We start from the raw sequence: 18,751 nt of genomic DNA, 5'->3' as shown, positions 1-18,751 counted from the left end.
ACAGAAGTTAAGCCCACCAGCGCCGATGGTACTGCGAAAGCGGGAGAGTAGGCCGCCGCCAGTTTTTATTTTATTTTTAAAAATCCTTTATCTTATGATAAAGGATTTTTTTTGCTTTATACACAACCCCAATCCAAACATAAGCAATGAGTAATCGGTAATCAATAATGGTTCCTGTTTCAATCAATACCAGAGATCACTCATCATTGATTACTTATCACTTATTATTGATAGAACTCCCTTGTCGCTCCGAAGGAGTCTAAACAATCCATTTTAAATTCTATCATCAAGTATATCTAAGATTATCAGATCACTTAAATATTAAAAACTTTATACTACTCCTTTGAATCCTTTAGGCTCTAATAGTGCGGCTGGATTCCTACGGAATGACATAGTCAGAAGTATTAGATTACTATGTAAAATTGATCATTTATTATTCAGAGTACATATTCCCTTGTCGCTCCGAAGGAGTCTAAACAAGCCATTTTAAATTCTATCATCAAGTATGTCTAAGATTATCAGATCACTTAAATGTTAAAAACTCTGTGCTACTCCCTTGAATCCTTTAGACTCCAATAAATGCGGCTGGATTCCTTCGGAATGACATAGTCGGAAGTATTAGATCACTATGTAAAATTGATCATTTATTATTCAGAGTACATACTCCATTGTCACTCTGAAGGAGTTTAAACAAGCCATTATTTTCTTCAATTCAATCCCCACAAAGTACTAGATTTAGACTATAGCTCATCTAACTTAAATTTTACTTAATCATTTAAGTATCAAAAGTTTCAAACTCATATTAATGATTTAATATGTTTAAATTAGAAAGATTTGGTTGCTTTTATTAATGTATTTAGCATAAATAATTAATGATTGTATATTAATTTAATGAGAATTACGTTTATTTGTTGAAATATCTTGTGATATTATTAAATATATACCAAATCTAATTTTTATGAAAAAAACCATTTTTAAGGTTGGACTGCTCCAATCCTTATTCTTTTTCGGTGGATTGTATGCACAAAGTGATTCAACTAAAGCGTCAAAGATTGATGAAGTAGTTGTTACAGCCTATGGTGTAAAAAAAGAAAAAAAAGCGCTTGGATATTCTTTCCAGGATGTGAAAGGTCAAACCCTTGTCGATGCTAAAGAAAATAACATGACCAATGCATTAGTAGGAAAGGTGGCCGGATTACAAGTCATTAAAGGAGGTTTTGGACCCGGTTCTTCTTCCAAGATTAACCTGAGGGGGTTTAATTCTTTTACCGGAGATAATCAACCTCTTATTGTGGTGGATGGAGTTCCGTTAAGTAATAGCTTAGGCTCAAAGGTTAAGCAGAATGGAAAAGACTCTAATAACGATTTCTGGAACCCGGATCTTGATATGGGAAATGGTTTAAGTGATATCAACCCTGATGACATTGAAAGTCTTTCCGTTTTAAAAGGCGGTGCTGCTTCTGCTTTGTATGGCTCCAGAGGTGGAAACGGAGTTATTCTGATTACTACAAAAACAGGTAAAAGAAAAGGAGGACTAGGAATTACATATTCTACAAGCCTGGGTTTTGAAAATATTTTTATGAAACCTGATTTGCAGCATAGTTTCGCTCAAGGTAGTAATGGTCTGCCCAATCCACAAGGGGTTGATAATACAACTTCCTGGGGACCCACTTTTGAAGGATCAAATATGACGGTTCATGATAACTTAAAAAACTTTTTTAAGACAGGAACTAATTCTCAGCATACATTGAGTTTTCAGGAGAACATAGGTGAAGGATCAAGCTTGTACACTTCTGCTAATTATTTAAACAGTAATAGCCAGATTCCAAATTCAAAATATGAGAGGTTCAATTTTATGGCAAAAATGAATTCTAATTTTGGGGCTAATAAAAGATGGACTACTGAGGTGAAAGCCCAATATATGAGCGTTAAAGGCACAAACAGACCTTCTGCAGGACAAGGTGATGGAAATTACTACCCAAGAATCCTTCTGATGCCTCAAAATATTGATGTAAGAGATTATCGTGAGGGACAGATGCAAAATGGAGTAACGTCGCGCTGGATAACTTCCAATGGAGTTAATCCTTATTGGACAGCCTATAATGCTTTGAATGCAGATAAAAAAGACAGGTTTTTATTAAACGGTTATCTTAAATATCAATTTAATAACTGGCTGAGCGCAGATGTAAGGCTAGGGACAGATTTCTATTCTTTAAATAACGATGCAAGAGTTTGGACGGGATCTGGCCGTAATAATTCTTACTCTACCGCTCAGGAAAAGTTTTATGAGAATAATTATATTATAAGTCTTAATGCTAAAAAAGATAATATTGTTGGTAAATGGGGAGGATCGCTTTCTGTTTATGGACAGATGATGGAAAGCAGGGATAAGGCACTATATTTTTCCACACAAAATCTTATTCTTGCCAATGTTTTCAGCACATCTAATACGAGTGATCTTGCTTCTGTTACGACGACTGAAGTTGATATGTGGAAAAAAATTAATTCAGTATTTGCTGCTGCTGAAATTAATTATGACGGATATTGGTTTCTGAATGCTACGGCAAGAAATGATTGGTCTTCTACTTTGAATATTGATAACAGGTCTTATTTTTATTCTTCTGTGAGCACTTCATTAGTTTTAACAGATATGCTGAAAAAATTAAATGGTACAACTTTAAATGCCTTAACGTTTGCTAAACTTCGCGCGGCTTACGCAGTTACAGGAAATTCTTTACCGCCCCAACAGTTATATAATACCTATACCGCTTCCACAGATCCAAGCGGACATATAGTGCTTACAAGAAATAAAATTCTTTTTAATTCAAATCTTCATGCCGAGAAGCTTAAAAGTTTTGAAGTCGGTGCAGATATGAAGTTTTTTGACAGAGTATCTCTGGATGTAAGTTATTTTAGTAATAATGCAACAGAGCAACTGATAGATTTACCAATAAATCCTCTTTCAGGATATGAGAAAAAGAAAATTAATTCAGGAGGGCTGCATAACAAAGGGTTTGAATTCGTATTGAATACGGATATCTTTAAGAAGGAAAGTTTTGTATGGAATGTCAATGCCAATTTTTCAACCCTAAAAAGCAACATCGATAAAATTGATGGTATTGTTTCAAAATACCCTTTATCAGGTTTTGATAACGTTGCTTTCTTTGCAGAAGTAGGAAAACCTTACGGAGCGATTTATGGAACGAAATTCCTAAGAGTAGAAGATACAAGCAGCCCTCATTACGGAAAGCTTATTGTGGATCAAAACGGATTACCGCAGGCTACTTCTGATCAATATTATCTTGGAGATCAAACGCCGAGAGCTTTGTTTGGTTTTACAAACAGCTTTGTTTATAAAAATATTGGACTTTCATTTTTAATTGACGGAAGAATCGGAGGTAAATTTTTCTCTGCAACGCAAGCTGCATTACAAGCGAATGGACTTGCTGCAGACACTGCACCCGGAGGAAAACGTGATAATATGATTTTAGATGCAGTAGTGGAGGGAAATGGCGGTTATACAGCAAATACCAAAGAAATTACTCAACAGGATTATTGGGGAGCTGTAACATCTGGAAATTTAGGAATTACAGAACAAAATATTTATGATGCTACCAATATTCGGTTAAGAAATATTCAGCTGACCTACAGTTTCCCTAAAAGTATTTTCCAGAAACTAGCCTTACAGAGTGCTAAAGTTGCTTTTACGGCAAATAACGTATGGATGATTTATAGCAAAGCAAAAGGAATTGATCCGGAATCTGTATTCGCAATTAATTCTAATGCTACAGGATTTGAAAACCTTGCTTTTCCTACTTCAAGATCTTATTTATTTACAATCACTTTAGGCTTTTAATTAATAACTGAAACAATGAAAAAATATATCTTATCATTTTTTACAATTAGTTTACTATGTACTTCATGTAATGATTTTGAAGACATCAATAATAACCCGTTTGCCGTAGACGCTAGTAAGGCAGAACCTGAATATTTCTTAAATAACTCAATTCTCGGTGCTCAGCAGGATCCTAATATCGCAGAACGTGTTTTTGTTTTATACTGGAAAACAGCAGCAAGACAGCATTTATCGACAGGAATTGCAGGTGGAACTTACGACGATTCCTGGACTTCCGAATACTGGAAATACGTTTCAGATTGGCTGAATAATGCGAATGCGGCCATTCAATTGGCTAATGAAAAAAAGGCGGCCGGGCAGGGAAAACCTTATTATAATAATATCATTCAGATTTCCAGAATTTGGAGAGCTTATTTAATGAGTGAATTTTCGGATAATTTCGGACCTCAACCTATTCAGGCTTTTCAGGGAACGAATCCTACTTTCAATTCTGAAAAAGAAGTGTATTATTTTATTTTGGAAGAATTAAAAGATGCAGTCGCAAAAATGGATACAACCCAAGGAGTACCATCCAATGCTAATGCCTATGATATGGTGTATGGCTTTAACTGGACTCAGTGGGTAAAGTATGCTAACTCTATGAGGATGAGAATTGCCATGAGAATTGCCGAAGTAGATCCTTCAAAAGCAAAAACAGAATTTGAAGCAGCGGCTAATTCAAATATGTTTATTGCTACAAGTACAGATAATTTTAAAGTGGCTGAAAAACCGGGATGGGATGCGCTAACAGGCGTAATGTCCAGAGAATGGAACTCTCAGATCTTATCAGCAACCCTTAATAATTTATACATTGGCTTAGGAGGAGTAAATTCTACAGACCAATTACCAACAGCTCAACATACACAGGTAAAGGCATCTGATTATATTGGGATAAAATATGATCAACAGTTCACTACAATGACTAATGACCCAAGTGCAGGATATTGGTTAGACGGATTACCCAACAAAATCGATCCGAGAGCATATAAAACATTCTATATTCCGGGGGATCTTACAAGCCCGGTTTACTCATTGTATCCCACGTATACCAATCAGGCAACTACCAATCATGGAGATCTTACCTTTGAAGATAATTCTAAAATAACAATAAGTACCGTAAATACCTGGAATGCCTATACTATTGGAAACTGGGGGGTAAAAGGACAGAGAAACGGCTTGAGAAATGTAGTAGGATGTGTGCCGGCTTTGGGTAAGCAGTATCGGGAAAGTAAAAATTCAAGAATATTTTTTGCAAGCTGGGAAACTTATTTCCTTTTGGCGGAAGCGGCACTGAAAGGCTGGGCAGTTCCAATGAGCGATGAAGCTGCATATAACAAAGGAATTCAGGAAAGTTTTGCTTATAACGGAGTTTCACAATTCTATGGTCAATATATTGCTTCAACAGATTATAACCGTGATGGAACTTCGGTTTCTTACAGTCATATTACAGAGCCGGGAGTAAGCCATACAATGAAATATAAAGATCCTGTAAACGGGAACTTAGTTTCTGTAGAAATTAAATATCCTGTAAATACCATTTATAAGAATGGATCGGTAAAGAATGATAAACTGACAAAGATTATTACCCAGAAATATATTGCCAATATGCCTTGGTTACCATTAGAATCCTGGAATGATCAGAGAAGACTCGGGCTGCCGTTTTTTGAAAACCCTGCTATAGAAGCTCCATTGCCAAATCTTCCTAATCTGAGCTCAGGGAATTATATGACGAATTCTATTCAGAATTTTCCTCAGAGATTAAGATATCCAAGTACTTTCAGAAATACTGATCAACCTGGATATGATAAAGCTATACAATTACTTGGAGGTGCAGATGCAGTATTGACTCCTCTTTGGTGGGCCAAACATTAATTAAATTTAAATAATAAAACAACAATCCTTTTCTGATTTTGAAAAGGATTGTTGTTATAGATACAAAGTCACTGAATATCTCTTTAGGTGAATTGTTGAATTAAATTATAAAGCAAACCTGGACTAGCTTTGGTGTATTTTTAATTTGCTCCAATTGTGAAAACTACCTGTGTAGCATATGTAGTTGCAGGAATGGCTACAGAAACTCCGCTTATCTGCAATTGTCCATTAATAGACGAATAGGTGACACTGTTACCCAGTCCCAGAACTCCGGTAAAATTTATTGTAAAGAATGCTGTAGCTACGGCTTGTGGTATTTCTACATAGGTTGTCCCACCATTGATTGTTGCAGTACAGCCAAGACAAAGTCCACTGATGCTGGTTGTTCCACCACTTCTTTTGGCATAAAGGTGGAGGTTGCTATTCCAGGTAGTAGGGGTATGATGTACACTTACTCTTGCCGCTCCGCTTGTGAGTAGATTTAGAAAAGATCCTGGCAGTGTACCGGATAATGTTATCAGATTAGTAGCACTCTGATAAGTTCCTGCATAGTTTGTGCCTGCTTCTGTTATAGTGGGTACACTTACAGTCCAGTTACTGCCACCAACATTTATAGTTTGCGCTCCGAGACAGCAGCTTATTGTTAGAAGGATACTGCTTACATATTTTTTTAAACGGATTTCTCTGAAAAAATAACTGTTGATTTTCATTTTTCAATTTTATTCTGTGATGGTGTAGACAATTACAATAGCTGTATTAGCCTGTGCTAATAAATTAGCATACGTATTGGTCGTTAGAGAAATAGTGAGATTATGGCCGTTATTAGCCCCATTTCCTGTAAAGGCACCTCCAATTCCGCTAATAATTGTGACAGGAGTCGTGGTAAGAGTAACCTGTCCTGAAGAAGTTCCCAATGCTCCTCCTCCTGATCCGGAAGCGGCAGCTGCCTGTAATCTTATATTAACTCCATCAATAATTTTATTCACAGATGCTGTGATTTTCCTGGTAAGACCTCCGGGTGCAATTGCAGAAGTATAGTTGACCCATTTTGAAGTATTGGGAGTGGGATTACCAAGGGGATTTCCTGCTTCGGTAGGAGCAGTAAAATTGAGTGTAAAATTTCCTGTAGGCTCTATATCCATTAAAGTTACGGTAGGTAAAGTCATGGAGACAGTAGTCTGGGAGTATACAACTCCTGACAAAATAAAAGACACTAATAATAATAGGGAACGGATCAAAATCATTTCTTCTTTTTTATTTCATTATATCCTACCTTTAAGGATTCCTGCTGGTATTTTATTTCTATTTGCTGCTTGACAACATGAATCTTTAATTTTTTTGTTTCTGAAGGGTTAAGAGTAAACTGAAATTTATCGTTTGAGACTTTATAACGCTTATCAAGACCATTGCGGTAAACTTTAACAGTCCAGTCTCCAGGCCTTAGATAAGTAAAATCAAAATCTTCACCTATAAAACAAATTTTGCGATAAGTTTGGTCCTTACCCGTAGCTTCTATAATAATACTTTCTTTTTTCTTTTTCTCTTTTTTGGCAAGCAGTTCAGTAAATCCAGTCTGATCTTTATCTTCTGTTTCTTCAAACTGAATGTGACCTTCAACCTTAGCGGCTGTAGTTAACCCGAAATTAAAAATATTTTCTTTATTACTCAGAGAAAGGGCTGCGGGAAGAGCTAAGGTGGGAATATCATTGATCTCTGTTGTTGACCGGTCGATTTCCAGGAAATAATTTCCTGGAATCACATTTTTGAATACATAATTTCCTTCCTGATCGGTAACTGACAGATAACTTCCCAGCATTAATCTTACCCCTTCCGTCTTTTTTATCCCAAGATTACTGATATTTCCGGATAACGAAATATATTCAGCAGTTTTCTGTACCGGCACATTGGGACGCCATGTATAACGCATAGAGAATATAAAGTCTTTATCCCCGATTTCTCCTCTCTGTAGTGAATATCTGCCGGAAAGATCAATTTCATTTCCGGGAAATAGCTGTTGATGGAAGAGAAGTTCAAACAAATTTCTGTCTTTAAAATATTCTTCCGGCATATAATTGTTCTGATAAAAAATACTTAAAGTAGTCTTATCAGAAAAGCGGCTGTAAATTCTTGCTCCGTAATAGAGCTGCTTCTGATTCTGCAGCTGATATCTTGAGCTGATCGCATAGCTTCCGAATACATTAAAATAGGTTCTGAATTTTTGAAATGAAAGATTGGCAGAATAAAAACTTGAATTACCGCTAAACCCCGTCAGATAATTGTCTGTTTTACCAAACTGTCCTTCAAGATTCACCTGAAACATTCCGACCTGCTGATCAATACTCACTTTGAAAAAACGCTCATAGTAATCAAATTGTCTGGGTTCCAGACGATCCTGATACTTTTGATACCCGCTATTAAGAATAATAGATCCATTTGACCGGTATTTATATTGTACTCCATATTGCAGATACTGTCTGTAAGGAGCTGCTAAAAACAGCGTATCTCTCTGGAAATTTTTAGCATCCTGTGTGTAGTTGACAAACGCACTGAGCTTTCTGGAAATTTTGTAATTAACGTTCCCGTTAAAAGTATTTGTATTTGTAAAATATCCTGCAAATTCAGGGCTTGCTTTTACGTACATTAAACTTCCGTTGAACTTTTCAAAAATAGCCTCAGCCTGAAGCATATAAGCTGTTCCATCCGTTTTTTTTGTAGTACTGTAGGCTAATTCTCCGGAAATATTAATGTTTCTTGAGATCTTGAATTTTCCTTTGGCATAAGGAAGATGCGCATCAGAATCCAGTCTTATATCTCCGTATCGGATTTCCTCCTTTCTCGGAGTTTTGTAAAGGTATCCGACCGAAATTTCTGATTCTTTCCTGATTTTGAAAGCAGAATAAATATTAAATTCATCCTTAATATCTCTGAAAAACCTTGGGTGATTATAGAAACCGCCCAAACTTACTTTATTAAAATCATAACGGATTTCTGCGCCGCGGCCATATCTTGCAAACTCGGTTAAATAAGATGAAGAATACGTTTTATCACCCAGATGAATAAAGAAGTTATCCCGTTTATAATTCACAAAATACTCTTCATATTGAGTAAATGTATTGAGATCTACAGGATTGTGGGTAACCGCCCGAAATTCAATCTGGTTTTTGTTGTCTTTATCCAGTGTTCCTTTTCCGTAAATTTCTCCTTGGAAACCATCATTATAAACTCCCATATTCTGCATTCCGATGAAAGATAATGAAAGGGCAACAGGAAGTCTGTGATAAATGTCGTTCTCAGATGGTTTTACGGATATAACCTGAATACTTACATAAACGCTTTGATCTTCCTTAAGATTACCTTTTGAGTATACCGAAAGATTAAGGTTCTGGAATTCATTTTGACTGAGTTCGGGGTTGGTTACTTTGTGTATCGTAATGATTTTTGACTCATTGGGTTCCAGTACTAAAGAGGGCTCATTATCAAGAATGGCATTTTTACTTTCAAGATGAATATCCTCTATTATATTACCATTATTTTTTAAAAGAAAAGAAGCTCTGATAGTTTCTCCGGCCCTTACAAACTTGGGTGAATCCAAAGGAGTAACGGAAATATTTCTGTTTCCTGAAACTGTTATTTTTGATGTTTTGGTGAAGGATATCCCGGTATTGCGGTCAATAATGTTCAGTATTACAGAATAACTGCCCTGGCTTGTTTCCGTTGCAATACGCAAAGGTACCAGATAAGCTGATGTTTCATGGGCCGCAATCTGAAATTCTCCTTTTGCTAAAATGGGTGTAATAGCCGGACTTGAAGTAGTGACTGATATCTCATACGTCTTGTTTTCATCCGAATTATTTTCTAATGTAAAAGGGATAGAAGTAGACATTCCCGGTAATATACTATCTTTTTTACTGGACAATCTGTTGGATTGCTGTTGAGAAAAAATAAATATCGGGAATAGTAATAGGATAATAAATAAAGTCCAAGTTCTAATCATTTTTTACTTCTAATTCCACATTGAGTGCAAAAGCATTCTCTTCTTCATCGGTCGCTATGATCGCTGCTTTGTATTGAGCAGGGGGTAATTTGCTGATATCAATGTAAAATGTTTTGGAGGTGCCTGGGAGCAGCCCCATTGTTAAACTTGAATAGGTACCGACCTTTTCACCCGTTTTACGATTGTAAATTTCAATGGAAGCTGTAGGTTTACAGTAAAGATTACCGTTATTGGCAATTGCTACCTTTACGGTTTGTTTTCCCTCCATTTTTTCCACCTTTACACTTTCAAACTTAAGCTCCGGTTTGGCCTTTTCTGTTTCAAAATCTGTAATAACCTGAATGGCATATCGTATAATAGAAGTGATACTCACTCCTGGTTTACTGTCGCTGGGCTTTATCTCTTCTATCGGTTCTACAATAATCACGCTCCAATAGCTTCCGGGATCCATTGCCTGATTGGGAACTGTTATTTCATAGAATATTTCAGTCTTTTCTTTACCTTTAAGCGTAACAAGATTGGTATTGAGCTTTAGCCACTCGCCGTTACTGCGTGTATTGGTACGTAATGCTGTATAATTGATCGTTCCGTCCGCATGGTAGGTATAATCCTGTAAAAATATTTTTATACTTTGAGGATTACTGCCTGTGTTTTCAATGGCAACTTTTCCTTTATAAACCTTTCCGTTTTCAATGTTGTAAGAATGCGTAAGCCCGTTGAGAATCACGATGCCCGCATGTAAAAAGCTAAACTGCAAAATCAAGGCGATCAAAAGAAGAATACGCTTTATCATTTTGTAAAGTTTGGAGTTAAATGATGAGTAATACAAAAACAGGAAGAAACTGAATGACAACTTCTTCTTGTTTTTGACAGGTAGAAAGAATTTTATTTAAATTCTAATTATCTGATATTGTATAAGTAACGGTAGCTGTAACAGTGGCTGTTGCCTGTAAATCTGCGTACGCTGCTACACCTCCAGGACCACTTCCTGCAGCAAGTGCATAGGTAAGATTGTGACCGTTATTGGCACCATTTCCTGTATAAGCACTTCCGATTCCTGAAATGATAGTCTGGTTGGCAGCACTTAAAGTCAACAGACCTGCAGATGTTCCCAATGTTCCTGCTCCTGCTCCGGTAGGTGCTGCTGCTGTTACCTGAAGATCAACTCCGGGAATGACAGCATTCATTGTTACACTTATATTACGGGTAGGATCTGCAACAGATTTAATGGACGAATAATTAAGCCATAAAGTAGTGTTGGCTGTTGCTGGAACGATAGGATTTCCTGCTTCAGTAGGTGCTGTAAATCCAAGAGTAATGTTTTTTGTGGCAGATGGTTCAATATCTACCAATGCAACTTCGGGAATAGAAATGGTAACCGTATGGTTATCTGTAGCGAGGTCTTGCGCGCTCAGATTTCCGGGTAGAGCAAACGCAAATAAAGACATGGCAATCGTTAAATTTAATTTTTTCATGATGTAAATAATTAGTTAAGTGAATATAACAAAATTCAGTACATTGTGAAAAAAATATATTATAATTTTTATATTATTGCTTATTTGCACTATGTAATGCGTTATATTTGAAGAATAACTCAAAAAAACCTGTACGTTTTTGGTACAGGTTTTTATCAATATTGTAAGCGTTTTTCTATGCCCAGTGTGGATCAGAAACAGAAACCTTTTCCGTTTCTACTCTTCCGGCAAAATGCCACAGACATTCATCTGCCGTTAATTTCAAATCATACCAGCCTTTATATTTCTCAAGATCGATAATAATTTTTTCTTCTGGCTTTTGTACTTTGATTGTCTTTTGAGTCTTGAAATACAAATCTTCCAGATGAATGGAAATATTTTTCTTCTTATGAGTTCGGATGATAAGTTCAATCTGATTTTTTGAATCTACATTTACCAAATTTACCTCTAATTCAGGAGTATTATTCCCTTTGAATTTCCTGAAAAAGCCATTGGGACCGAAAATTTCGTAATCATAAGCTCCTGAATGTACAGGATGGGATAGTTCTTGTTTTGAATATAAGGCGTATGAGAAATGATAATTATTATTGTTGAATTGAGTTCTGTCATAGATTAACAATGGAACTCCATTTCCTTTAAAATTGGTCATTTTAATCTGTTCACCTTCTAAATTGACATGGAAATGATACGGAAGCGGATTTGATGGCTTCAAACCTCTTTCCTGAATCTCAAGTAAATTACCGTTAAGATCATTTTCAGAATACCATTTCAGATCCGGAACAGGTTTGTTTTTAGCTGCATTGATGGTTTTAGCATACTCTTTCTGATCAAGATAATTCATCTGTGGAGCTTTTACACCGGAAGAATTGAAGGCCGACGTAAGATCGCCACATATTGCTCTTCTCCAGTCACTGATATTGTCAACATGAACATTTTTCTTATATTTTTTCATGATGAAATTTTCAAGGAACTGCAGGACGGAAGTGTGATCTGATACTTCAGAATTTACAAAACCTCCTTTTGTCCATGGTGAAGCAATAATCATGGGAACTCTGTAGCCTAATCCAACCGTTCCTTCTATTTTTTCATAATTTTTTAAAGAAGGATTCGACATATATTCCTGAGATTGATCTACATATTCTACGCCTTCTTTTCCGTTCATATCAACGGGCTGGCTTGGATTCATAGGCGGGGCGAAGGGGAGTACATGATCAAAATATCCGTCGTTTTCATCGTAATTGATAATGAAAATTGTTTTTTTCCAGGTTTCAGGATCTTTTGTAAGAATATTCAAAACTTCAGAAATATACCATGCACCGTACCATGGTGATCCCGGGTGGTCTGAGAAATGTTCAGGAGCTACCAGCCAGGAAACCAGCGGAAGTTTTTTCTCTTCCACATCTTTTCGGAACTGGAACAATACGTCACCTTCAGGAACAACCAGTCTTTCCCCGTTTTCATCCTTTCCGATTTCCAGTTTCCAGTAATCCGGGTCATTTACATTGGTAGTAAAAGCTTTCTCGTGAAGGTTTTTTTCTTCTTTTGATAGTTTTGAATAATTATCCGGATGATATTTTACCTGATCTTCCTGAACTTCTGCGAGCATGCTTTCCAGCCTTTCTTTCTGTTGAGGATTTTTTTCAATTTCCTGTTTCAGATACGCTATGATATTAGGAATATTCTGATAATACCCTTTTGAAAATTTAACGTTGAATTTTGAAAACCACTCAATAGGGTTATCCGTAAAATTACTTAACCACGCTTCCTGTTCTCCGGACATTCCTTTTGGAAGACTGATTTCATTCTGATAAATTCTCCACGAAACATTCTGCTGTTCTAAAATTTCCGGGAAACTTTTCCATTTGGCCTGTCTTGCTTTATCATAATCAATATTTTCATTCACAACATTGGCCTTTACTTTTCCATTCTGCTGCTCTCTCAGCGTTCCGGACCAAAGGAATAATCTGTTGGGAGTAGTTCCGGTAAGTGAAGAACAGAAATATTGATCGAAGATGGTAAATGCATCTGCCAGCTGATAATAAAACGGAAGGTCCTCACGGTTATAATACCCTAATGTCAGCGGGATATTTTTGTAATCTTTATTTCCTGAAGTTTTGGCCTGAAGCCATTGGTCATATTTTCCCTTGTTGAGTGCTTTTTGCTGATCTGCCCATGAATGAGGCAGTGAGCTCATCCATGTTGATTTTGTATTTCTCAAATCCAGTCGGGCAGGAGATGCATATTTTCCGTCATCATTCTTTTGAAAGAAAACAGAATGTCCATCCTGTTTTACAAATGCTCTTTTATCCAAAAAGCCTCTCACTCCTTTGAGTGCACCGAATGCATGATCAAATGAACGGTTTTCCTGCATCAGGATTACCACATGCTCTGCATCATAAAATGTAGACTGGGCAGCCGGATCAATGGCCAGAGCTTTTAAAATGGAAGGGTGTAGAACACCTGATGTTCCTAATCCTGCTAATAAAAGACTTGATTTCTCTAAAAATTCTCTTCTGTTCATGTTCAATCGTAATAAGAAAGAAACCGCAAGTTAATAGGATTTTCCTGCGATTTCTTTGTTTTATATAAAAATAATCAGATTTTTACTGCAACCACCAAGGTTTAGAATTGATGTTATCATTTCCACTGTACTGGGCAGCCAGCGCCGCTTTTAAATTGTTGCTGTTATAACTGTATTCTGACTGTGGATATCTGAATCTGAAAGGAGCTGGAACTCCGGTTTTCAGAGGATAATTTGGATATCCGGTTCTTAAATAATCATAATAAGAAGTCCATTGTGCCTGATGGAACATGGTCATGTATTTTTGAGTCATGATTTTTTCCAGCTGTGTCTGTAAAGGATCAGCACTGTTATAAACAACCAAAGGTGTTGCCAGGTACTGATTCACATCAAATCCTGAGAAATATTGTCCCTGATTTTTTACATAAGTCTGATAAAAACTGAAACTTGCCTTGATGGCATTATCATAATGGGTTTTTGCCGATCCTGAAATCCAGCCTCTTGCAGCAGCTTCAGCAAGGATAAACTCAAGCTCTGAATAGCTTAATACAGAAGCAGGTTCATTGGTAGGATCTTTATAAAAACGGTCGTTTACTTTAGAGATATTCTTAGCCGTGATCAGAGCTGCATTGTCAGAATAAGGAGAAGTAGGATTTCCTCCGTTATAGGCTGTAAAATCTGTGATGGCTTTTCCGGCTTCTTTAGCTCCGGTAGTCTGTGCAGCAAAAGTAAAAAGACGCGGGTCATGTCTGTCTTTGAACATGTTGATGAAATAATCTGCCATATATAAGCTGGAGCCATATCCGCTGTTGTTAAACATGGTGTATCTGCTGTCTGCAGCATCTACAAATTTAAGTTCACCATTGTCAGCAATAGAAGTCATCAGAGACTGACTTCCTGCAATAGAAGCAAATTCTGTGGCAATATTATAACTTCCTACCGAGGTTTTCTTAGATAAAGTGATCAGAATTTTCAGACGGAAAGAATTGATTAACTTTTTCCACTTCAAAGCATCTCCGTTGTATACAATGTCACCTTCAATTTTATCATTGGTATTAATCAGATCATTTGCTTCCTTTAATTCTGATAAAATCCCGGCCATAACTACATCCTGACTATCATATTTAGGTTGTGTAATCCCGGATTCCCCTTTTGCAGCTTCAGAATATGGAGCACTTCCTACCTTTAAGCTGATATTGAAGAAATGATAAGCTCTTAAAAACTTACCAATGGCCAGATAATTTTTATTTCCTCTTTTTTCCGCTTCCTGCATCATTTTTCCTGTATTCAGAAGTCCTTTTGTATACACTTCAAAAGAGGCATCATTCCATTTCATATACTGATAGGCATTCTCACCATCGGTACCAATCATCATTCTTGAAGCATACATATTATCACCATTTACCTGGAATGTATATTTTTCAACGTAAGTCAGAAGGTTTTTAGGATCAATGCTGGCCTGGTCATTAGGGTTCTCATTGATGGTGTCAAGACTGGTTTCGCATGAAGCCAATGTCAGAAGCCCTGCCGCAAGTATAGACTTCATCAGCGATTTTGCTGCCTTACCTTTTTGTCCCTTCACGTTATTGATATTATTTTTCATTGTTGACGTACTTTTTAGTTAAAACTTAAGATTAAATCCGATTCCGAACCATCTGCTGGACGGATCCTGGATATCATTAGCGATATCTCCACTTCTCCCTGATCTGATCTGGAAATCAGGATCGGAGTAAAGGTTCTTTGATTTTTTCCACATGGCTAAATTGTAGGCAGAAATATTGGCGGTGAAACCTTTTACCATTCCTTTTGGATTAAGCAGATATGAGAAATCATATTCCAATACGACAGATCTCAGCTTGATGAAAGTTCTGTCAAAAACGTTTGCAAACTCTTCACTTTCATCCTGTGTTACTCTTGCCTGATATGGATAATTCTGTGCCCAGTCCTGGAAGCTGATTGCTTTGGTGTGTGGAGTATAAAGTCCGGTTGCAGAATTGTAATTAACACCATCCGGTACAAAATAATACGTTCCCGGATTTGCATATTCAAGATCTCTGTAGGCTACAGAATTAGGATGTTTTCCTCCCCACCACATCTTTTCAACAACCTGCGATCTCATCACACCTCCGATACTGCCGTCTATCCCGATGTTTAAAGTAAATTTTTTATATTTAAAGGTGTTATTGAAACCGAAAGTCCAATCCGGATTGAAATGTCCTAAATTACTTGGAGTATTGGCTCTCGTTGGCATTCCAGAATTGGCATCAAGAATTACTTTTCCGTCTGGAGATTTTTGCCATGTGTAGTCATAATAGCTATCCATTCTTTCACCCAGTTTAATGTTTTGATAGTTGGGCATATTATCATAAATGGAAGTCAGTTTTTGTTCATAAGTACTCCAGTTGATTAAAGTTTTCCAACTGAAATCGGCCGTTTTTACCGGAATCAAACCAAGAGAAACTTCAAATCCTTTGGTAGTGTATTCATTTCCGTTTACATATTGTGATGTGAATCCTGATGATTCTGCCGCTGGAAACTGAAGAATATTATTATAATCAAGTGTTCTGAAATAAGTGGCATCTAATGTAATTCTGTTATTCAGGAAGCCTGCACTTAATCCTAATTCGTAAGATTTTGTCTGCTCAGGTTTCAGAGAGTTTTCTACATTCAGAGTGGTAGGATAATAATACGTAGGATTTCCATTGAAAGTGATTCCCTGGTTATTCAGATAATAATTTCTGATGGAATAAGGCTGGAAATCATACGCTACTTTAGCCCATGAAGCAGAAAGCTTCAGCATATTGATAGACTCCGGTAATTTTACCAGGTTTGAAATAACAGCACTGATGGATGCAGAAGGATAGAAGTAAGATCTGTTAGCTTTAGGAAGCGTAGAAGACCAGTCATTACGTCCTGAAATATTGATAAAGAAAGCATTATACAACCCGATATCAATGGTGGAATAAGCACTATAGATCAACTTTTCCTTCAGATAGGTGTAATTTTTAAGTGCTCCGATTGAATTTTCAAACGTATATACTTCAGGAGTTCTCAATCCGTCCGTAGATCTTTCATTGTTATTATTTTTAAAATAAAAAGCTGAACCTCCGGCATTGATGGTAAAATCAAAATTTTCAGATATCTTTTTCTTGTAAGTCGCCAAAACATCGTAGTTAAGATTCCATGTTTTATTATCTTTCAGAATATAGCCACCACTTCTTGGCGCGCTGTAATTGAAATAAGAATAAGGGCTTAATATTTCCGTTTTGCTGTGGTTTTCCACAAGAGATATTTTCCCTTTTACCGAAAGATCCTGGGTAGCTTTATATTCTAAACCAGTCTGTGCATTGATGATATTCGTTCTGTTCTGATTTTTATAATATTCTGCTCCGAACCACGGGTTATTGTACCACGCATAGTTCCAGTTGGCCTGTGCTCTCCCTTCCTTTCCAGGAATCCACATGTGGTTTTTCAGGGCATTTCCGTCAACATCACCTCCCATCCAAATCAGGATGGTGTACATATGTCCGCTTGGGTTGTAATCGTAGTTTGGAATATTAGGAGTAAAAGCCTGGTTAAAATTGAATTTCGTATTAAAGATTAATTTATCCCCCAAATGATTTTCAGACGAAAAGTTCAGTCCATATTTTTGAAGATAAGAATTGGGAACTCTGTCATCATAGTTCATGAAGTTTCCTGAAAACCTGTATATATCTTTATTATCTCTATAGCTGATGGCGAAATTATTATTGTTGATAACCGCAGGTTTTAAGAACGTGCTTAAGTTATCGTGGTATTTCCAGTCAATCGGAACTCTTTCATACCTTGATTTATCATCATATTGAGTTCCCGTCACAGCTCCATACCATGGAACCACCTGTCCGGTTACTTTATCTCTGATAGGACTGTTCCACTGGGCAATCTGTAAACCCGGGACAAATTTTGGTCCCCAGATCATATCCCCGTCATTCACACCACCATCGGCTCCATCCCAGAATTCGTATTTTCCGTGAGAACCGTTTCCGTATTCAGTCTGGGTTTTCGGGAGATTGGTAAATCCTCCTGTAATCATGGTGTTTTGTGAAAACTCTACGGAGAATCCTTTCTTCTTAGCTGACTTTGTTGTAATCAAAACGGCTCCGTAACGGCCTCGTGAACCATACAATGCAGAAGCGGTAGCTCCTTTTAATACGTTGATATTTTCAATATTATTGGGATCTAAATTCTGGAAAACTTCCTTTTCCACAATCACTCCGTCAATCACAAAAACCACATTTGAATTTCCTCTCAAGGTAAACTGTGGTGCCTGCTGCATTCCTGTTGGGTTGGAAACATTCAGACCGGCAACCTGTCCTGAGAATAAATTACCAATACTTGGAGTGGTAATGGTTTCAAACTGTTTGGTTCCCACTTCCTGAGTAGAATAACCAATTTTTTCTTTCTTTTTGGCAATACCTAATGCGGTAATGACAACCCCTTCAATCTGCTTTTCGTTTTGTTTTTTTAAGACAACGGAATACTGCTTTTTTGAAGAAACCTCAACGGTATAAACAGAAAAATCAGGAGCAAAAAACTCAAGAATGTCTTTAGGGTTTGCAGAAATGGTGAAATTACCATTTTCATCTGTAGTAGCAGTCTTTCCTGTGTTTTTGTCGGTGATGTTTACACCGGAAACACTAGAGCCGTTTTCTGATTTTACATTTCCTGAAATATTGATTTCCTGTGCAGAAAAATATAATGGAAGTAAAAAAACGGCAAAAGTAGCTAAAGTTTTCTTCATTTTTTTTGAAGGCAAATTTAGCAGAGCACTGTTACCAGTATTTTAATGATGTATTAAAATAAAAATACGATTTAATATTTTTTAACATAAAGAATTAATAGAAAGGTAAAGTGAAAAATATCCTTTATATATTGAGTTTTGTTTTATTATATATAGATATTAATATAAGGTAGGAAGCGCAAAACAGGAGGCAGAAAGTTACCGTTGCATTATA

General features: G+C 36.7%; 10 protein-coding genes. 2 read left to right on the top strand and 8 right to left on the bottom strand.

Features of this window, described 5'->3' with window-relative positions:
* Positions 1-958: 958 nt before the first annotated feature.
* Together LC457_RS20995 and LC457_RS20990 are read left to right on the top strand one after the other, a co-directional pair.
* Positions 959-3,856: a SusC/RagA family TonB-linked outer membrane protein gene (locus tag LC457_RS20995; protein ID WP_223601581.1), complete on the top strand. Its 2,898-nt coding sequence runs from the start codon at positions 959-961 to the stop codon at positions 3,854-3,856.
* Between the two features lie 15 nt (positions 3,857-3,871).
* On the top strand, positions 3,872-5,767 hold the full coding sequence (locus LC457_RS20990) for a SusD/RagB family nutrient-binding outer membrane lipoprotein (RefSeq protein WP_223601580.1): 1,896 nt from the start codon (positions 3,872-3,874) through the stop codon (positions 5,765-5,767).
* Between the two features lie 140 nt (positions 5,768-5,907).
* Here LC457_RS20990 and LC457_RS20985 read toward each other — a convergent pair whose 3' ends face one another.
* The 8 genes from LC457_RS20985 to LC457_RS20950 form a co-directional block, all read right to left on the bottom strand.
* On the bottom strand, positions 5,908-6,477 hold the full coding sequence (locus LC457_RS20985) for a hypothetical protein (RefSeq protein ID WP_223601579.1): 570 nt from the start codon (positions 6,475-6,477) through the stop codon (positions 5,908-5,910).
* Between the two features lie 9 nt (positions 6,478-6,486).
* On the bottom strand, positions 6,487-7,011 hold the full coding sequence (locus tag LC457_RS20980) for a hypothetical protein (protein ID WP_223601578.1): 525 nt from the start codon (positions 7,009-7,011) through the stop codon (positions 6,487-6,489).
* A complete protein-coding gene (locus LC457_RS20975) occupies positions 7,008-9,761 on the bottom strand; it encodes a hypothetical protein (RefSeq protein ID WP_223601577.1) in 2,754 nt (917 codons plus the stop codon). The genes LC457_RS20980 and LC457_RS20975 overlap by 4 nt, the downstream gene beginning before the upstream one ends.
* Entirely contained in the window at positions 9,754-10,554 is an 801-nt protein-coding gene (locus LC457_RS20970) for a WxL protein host-binding domain-containing protein (RefSeq protein WP_223601576.1), read from the bottom strand. The genes LC457_RS20975 and LC457_RS20970 overlap by 8 nt, the downstream gene beginning before the upstream one ends.
* Positions 10,555-10,657: 103 nt before the next feature.
* Positions 10,658-11,236, bottom strand: coding sequence for a hypothetical protein (locus LC457_RS20965; RefSeq protein ID WP_223601575.1), 579 nt, complete (start codon positions 11,234-11,236; stop codon positions 10,658-10,660).
* Between the two features lie 175 nt (positions 11,237-11,411).
* Entirely contained in the window at positions 11,412-13,757 is a 2,346-nt protein-coding gene (locus LC457_RS20960) for a phosphocholine-specific phospholipase C (protein ID WP_223601574.1), read from the bottom strand.
* A gap of 82 nt (positions 13,758-13,839) precedes the next feature.
* Entirely contained in the window at positions 13,840-15,360 is a 1,521-nt protein-coding gene (locus LC457_RS20955) for a SusD/RagB family nutrient-binding outer membrane lipoprotein (protein ID WP_223601573.1), read from the bottom strand.
* 18 nt (positions 15,361-15,378) lie between these two features.
* Positions 15,379-18,537: a SusC/RagA family TonB-linked outer membrane protein gene (locus tag LC457_RS20950; RefSeq protein WP_223601572.1), complete on the bottom strand. Its 3,159-nt coding sequence runs from the start codon at positions 18,535-18,537 to the stop codon at positions 15,379-15,381.
* Positions 18,538-18,751 lie beyond the last annotated feature (214 nt).

It is taken from the genome of Chryseobacterium sp. GVT01B, assembly GCF_019970045.1.
GTDB lineage: Bacteria > Bacteroidota > Bacteroidia > Flavobacteriales > Weeksellaceae > Chryseobacterium.
Note: the sequence above shows the minus strand (reverse complement) of the source record. Positions and strands in the feature narration are given on the sequence as shown.

Excerpts from the sequence above, each read along its gene's own strand:
- LC457_RS20995 (WP_223601581.1), top strand. The coding sequence starts at position 959 with ATGAAAAAAACCATTTTTAAGGTTGGACTGCTCCAATCCTTATTCTTT.
- LC457_RS20990 (WP_223601580.1), top strand. The coding sequence starts at position 3,872 with ATGAAAAAATATATCTTATCATTTTTTACAATTAGTTTACTATGTACT.
- LC457_RS20985 (WP_223601579.1), bottom strand. The coding sequence starts at position 6,477 with ATGAAAATCAACAGTTATTTTTTCAGAGAAATCCGTTTAAAAAAATAT.
- LC457_RS20980 (WP_223601578.1), bottom strand. The coding sequence starts at position 7,011 with ATGATTTTGATCCGTTCCCTATTATTATTAGTGTCTTTTATTTTGTCA.
- LC457_RS20975 (WP_223601577.1), bottom strand. The coding sequence starts at position 9,761 with ATGATTAGAACTTGGACTTTATTTATTATCCTATTACTATTCCCGATA.
- LC457_RS20970 (WP_223601576.1), bottom strand. The coding sequence starts at position 10,554 with ATGATAAAGCGTATTCTTCTTTTGATCGCCTTGATTTTGCAGTTTAGC.
- LC457_RS20965 (WP_223601575.1), bottom strand. The coding sequence starts at position 11,236 with ATGAAAAAATTAAATTTAACGATTGCCATGTCTTTATTTGCGTTTGCT.
- LC457_RS20960 (WP_223601574.1), bottom strand. The coding sequence starts at position 13,757 with ATGAACAGAAGAGAATTTTTAGAGAAATCAAGTCTTTTATTAGCAGGA.
- LC457_RS20955 (WP_223601573.1), bottom strand. The coding sequence starts at position 15,360 with ATGAAAAATAATATCAATAACGTGAAGGGACAAAAAGGTAAGGCAGCA.
- LC457_RS20950 (WP_223601572.1), bottom strand. The coding sequence starts at position 18,537 with ATGAAGAAAACTTTAGCTACTTTTGCCGTTTTTTTACTTCCATTATAT.